At 44.2% G+C, this 3991-nt stretch carries 2 protein-coding genes, 15 tRNA genes and 1 riboswitch; all 17 genes read left to right on the top strand.

Annotation, left to right across the window (positions count from 1 at the left end; all coding sequences use genetic code 11):
* Positions 1–2 precede the first annotated feature (2 nt).
* Positions 3–76: transfer RNA gene (locus tag ABT996_RS08610), tRNA-Pro, on the top strand.
* Positions 77–103: 27 nt separating this feature from the next.
* Positions 104–177 (top strand) — tRNA-Met (locus tag ABT996_RS08605).
* Between the two features lie 18 nt (positions 178–195).
* Positions 196–269 (top strand) — tRNA-Ile (locus ABT996_RS08600).
* Positions 270–315: 46 nt separating this feature from the next.
* Positions 316–405 (top strand) — tRNA-Ser (locus tag ABT996_RS08595).
* A gap of 9 nt (positions 406–414) precedes the next feature.
* Positions 415–488: transfer RNA gene (locus tag ABT996_RS08590), tRNA-Met, on the top strand.
* A 4-nt stretch (positions 489–492) separates the two neighbouring features.
* Positions 493–565: transfer RNA gene (locus ABT996_RS08585), tRNA-Asp, on the top strand.
* A 7-nt stretch (positions 566–572) separates the two neighbouring features.
* Positions 573–645 (top strand) — tRNA-Phe (locus tag ABT996_RS08580).
* Between the two features lie 15 nt (positions 646–660).
* Positions 661–731 (top strand) — tRNA-Gly (locus ABT996_RS08575).
* Between the two features lie 12 nt (positions 732–743).
* A tRNA-Ile gene (locus ABT996_RS08570) sits at positions 744–817 on the top strand.
* A gap of 3 nt (positions 818–820) precedes the next feature.
* Positions 821–908: transfer RNA gene (locus tag ABT996_RS08565), tRNA-Ser, on the top strand.
* A 7-nt stretch (positions 909–915) separates the two neighbouring features.
* A tRNA-Glu gene (locus ABT996_RS08560) sits at positions 916–987 on the top strand.
* 17 nt (positions 988–1004) lie between these two features.
* Positions 1005–1078 (top strand) — tRNA-Met (locus ABT996_RS08555).
* Between the two features lie 3 nt (positions 1079–1081).
* Positions 1082–1154 (top strand) — tRNA-Asp (locus tag ABT996_RS08550).
* Positions 1155–1265: 111 nt separating this feature from the next.
* Positions 1266–1338: transfer RNA gene (locus tag ABT996_RS08545), tRNA-His, on the top strand.
* A 6-nt stretch (positions 1339–1344) separates the two neighbouring features.
* Positions 1345–1429 (top strand) — tRNA-Leu (locus tag ABT996_RS08540).
* A gap of 108 nt (positions 1430–1537) precedes the next feature.
* A riboswitch (SMK box riboswitch) is annotated at positions 1538–1627 on the top strand.
* Positions 1625–2818 carry a methionine adenosyltransferase gene (gene metK, locus ABT996_RS08535; protein WP_035448796.1) on the top strand — a complete coding sequence of 398 codons (1194 nt, stop codon included), beginning with the start codon at positions 1625–1627 and terminating at the stop codon, positions 2816–2818. Its footprint overlaps the riboswitch before it by 3 nt.
* Before the next feature lie 162 nt (positions 2819–2980).
* The coding region (locus ABT996_RS08530) for a glucosaminidase domain-containing protein (protein ID WP_349924664.1) at positions 2981–3991 on the top strand (1011 nt) is incomplete at its 3' end.

Here is a 3991-nt window from a genome sequence, read left to right as displayed (position 1 = left end):
ATCGGGAAATAGCTCAGCTTGGTAGAGCACCTGGTTTGGGACCAGGGGGTCGCAGGTTCGAATCCTGTTTTCCCGATTGAACGAAAGTTCTTAAAATCAACATCGCGGTGTAGCTCAGCTGGCTAGAGCGTCCGGTTCATACCCGGGAGGTCGGGGGTTCGATCCCCTCCGCCGCGATTTACGTACTAGTGCCTCGGACCTTTAGCTCAGTTGGTTAGAGCAGACGGCTCATAACCGTCCGGTCGTAGGTTCGAGTCCTACAAGGTCCATTTGATCTATTTATTAGATGGATCATAGTATGTAACTAAATATTATGGAGGATTACCCAAGTCTGGCTGAAGGGAACGGTCTTGAAAACCGTCAGGTGGGTCAAACCACGCAAGAGTTCGAATCTCTTATCCTCCTTTTTATTATCGCGGGATGGAGCAGTCTGGTAGCTCGTCGGGCTCATAACCCGAAGGTCGTAGGTTCAAATCCTGCTCCCGCAATAATGGTCCTATGGTGTAGGGGTTATCACGCCTGCCTGTCACGCAGGAGATCACCGGTTCAAATCCGGTTAGGACCGTAAATATGGCTCGGTAGCTCAGTCGGTAGAGCAAAGGATTGAAGCTCCTTGTGTCGGCGGTTCGATTCCGTCCCGCGCCATTAACAACATTATATGCGGGTGTAGTTTAGTGGTAAAACCACAGCCTTCCAAGCTGTTGTCGCGAGTTCGATTCTCGTCACCCGCTTAAGTGTTAAATGGGCCTATAGCTCAGCTGGTTAGAGCGCACGCCTGATAAGCGTGAGGTCGGTGGTTCGAGTCCACTTAGGCCCATCTGGAGAAGTACTCAAGTGGCTGAAGAGGCGCCCCTGCTAAGGGTGTAGGCCGGTAACACGGCGCGAGGGTTCAAATCCCTCCTTCTCCGTTAATATGGCCCGTTGGTCAAGTGGTTAAGACACCGCCCTTTCACGGCGGTAACATGGGTTCGAATCCCGTACGGGTCATCACAATATATAATTATCGCGGGATGGAGCAGTCTGGTAGCTCGTCGGGCTCATAACCCGAAGGTCGTAGGTTCAAATCCTGCTCCCGCAATATGGTCCTATGGTGTAGGGGTTATCACGCCTGCCTGTCACGCAGGAGATCACCGGTTCAAATCCGGTTAGGACCGTTGTGACTTTATATTTTGGCTGCCGTTATGGTAGCTTTTTTTATGAAATCAACCTAACTTTATTTACAAGTAAAGTTAGATGTAGTATTATTATATAGTATATTGGCTATGGCGATAGTGGCGAAGTGGTTAACGCACCGGATTGTGGCTCCGGCACTCGTGGGTTCGATTCCCATCTATCGCCCTTGATGCCGGTGTGGCGGAATTGGCAGACGCGCTGGACTCAAAATCCAGTGTCCGTTGAGGACGTATCGGTTCGACCCCGATCACCGGTATTTCTTGGGACTAGGTAACTTTACCTAGTCTTTTTTTATATCTAAGAAAACCTTTTGCAAATATTTAGGCCTTTTACCTTGAATAAGTGAAATCTTGTGTTAGAATAAGAACGTTACAACTCACTCATTCCCGATAGGATTCACTATCTAGTGAAGATGCCTTGTAACCACAAAATTGAAATGGGGGAATTCAAAGTGTCAGAAAGACATTTATTTACATCAGAATCAGTCTCAGAAGGACATCCAGATAAAATCGCAGATCAAATCAGTGATGCGATCTTAGATGCATTGTTGGAAAAAGATTCCAATGCACGTGTAGCAGCAGAAACAACTGTTACTACAGGTTTAGTAGTTGTTGTCGGTGAAATTTCAACTAATAAGTATGTTGATATTCAAAAAGTAGTACGCGATACGATCAAAGAGATCGGCTATACTAATGGCAAATACGGTTTCGACGGCGATAATTGTGCTGTTTTGACTGCGATCGATGAACAATCAGCTGATATCGCTTTAGGTGTCGATAACTCATTGGAAACAAAAGAGGGTCAAGCAGATCCGCTCGATCAGATCGGTGCGGGTGATCAAGGCTTGATGTTTGGTTATGCGATCGATGAAACACCTGAATTGATGCCATTACCGATCGCATTGAGCCATCGGTTGATGCGTAAGATCGCTCAAGTGCGCAAGTCAGGCGAACTTACCTATTTAGGACCTGATGCTAAGGCACAAGTTACCGTTGAATATGCTGACGATGGTAAACCTTTGCGCGTTGATACAGTTGTTTTATCAACACAACATGCAGCTGAAATTGGGTTGGAACAAATTAGACAAGATATTTTAGAAAAAGTTATCCAAACGGAGATTCCAGCTGAGTTGCTTGATGAGAAAACAAAATATTTCATCAATCCAACTGGACGCTTCGTTATCGGTGGACCACAAGGCGATGCAGGGCTGACCGGTCGCAAGATCATTGTTGATACTTATGGCGGTTTTGCTCATCATGGTGGTGGTGCTTTCTCTGGTAAGGATGCTACTAAAGTAGACCGTTCAGCTAGCTATGCTGCACGTTATATTGCTAAAAATATCGTAGCTGCTGGGATCGCATCTCAAGTTGAGGTTCAGATCGCATATGCTATTGGGGTCGCACAACCAGTCTCGATCGCGGTCGACACATTTGGAACCTCGAAAGTAAGCAATCAAGCACTAGTTGCAGCTATTCGCAAGATTTTTGATCTGCGCCCAGCGGGGATCATTGAAATGCTTGATCTTCGTCGTCCGATCTATAAGCAAACTGCTGCTTATGGTCATTTTGGACGGACTGATGTTGAGTTGCCTTGGGAAAAAACGGATAAGGTTGCTGAATTGAAGGCAGAATTGAATTTAGATTAAAAATTATAACTATTTTTGAGCATTAGTCGATACGGACTAGTGCTCTTTTTATATTAATTGGAGTGAAAAAGCTAGCATGAATCAGCGATAGAGGATATAATCGAAGTAAGGTTTTAAATTAAGCAATTATTATAATTTTTTAAATATTAGGAGGGTCGAATTTTGAAGAGTAGAAAAGAACGTCTTGAGAATAAAAAACAACAACTGTTATCTGAAAATATAAAATCTGTCAAAAAAGCTACGACATATATTGGAACGACTGTTTTGATGGGAACAGCTGGTTTAGTTTTGAGTAAAGCTAAGGCGCAAGCAGATACGGTTCAGATCGATCAAAATACATCATCTAATAATAATAATGAAAATACTAGTGCAAATTCCAATAATATAAATGAACAAAGTCAAGTTTCGGCACAAACAGCGCAAACTCAGATACAAGATCGATCTGCAACACCTACCCAAGACCAAAGTCAAGTTGCTCCAGCTAGTCAAGCAGTACCTAATTCAGCTACTACACCAACAGTCAGTGTTTCACGGGCTTATCCAGGAAATGTGCAAATATTTTTGAATAATATCGCTGGTCCTGCACAACAGGTCGCTCAACAACGCGGACTATATGCATCTTTGATGATCGCGCAAGCTGCCCTTGAAAGCGGATGGGGTGGTAGTTATTTATCGACCTCAGCTTACAATCTTTTCGGGGTCAAGTGGTCAGGCTCAGGGGCATATATTGAGTTACCAACGCAGGAATTTTATAATGGTTCCTACCATACGATCTATGATAAATTCCAACGTTATTCAAGCTATGCAGAATCTTTAAATGGCTATGCAAATGTGATCACGACCCGTTTCCCTAAATCTACGCGGGCTAATTCGGCTAATTATGCAATTGCCGCGCAAAATCTGCGTTATGGGGTATATGGAACATATGCGACTGCACCAGACTATGCGGATAAATTGATCCGAGTGATCCAGGCCTATAATTTAACAGCTTATGATGTTGGGGGTTCGTCAGTTGACACGAATCAAACACCAACGACTAACAATAATAATGCGGGCCAAACGCAAACAAGTGGCAATGGGACTTACACTGTCAAGGCGGGTGACTCTTTATACCGGATCGCTAAAAACCACAATATGAGTTTGCAAGAATTGAAGAGCTTGAATAACTTGAGT

Origin of the sequence: Ligilactobacillus sp. RTP31139st1_D10_RTP31139_211217, assembly GCF_040226755.1 — a bacterium.
Lineage (GTDB): Bacteria > Bacillota > Bacilli > Lactobacillales > Lactobacillaceae > Ligilactobacillus > Ligilactobacillus animalis.
This window is presented reverse-complemented; position numbering and strand designations above follow the sequence as displayed.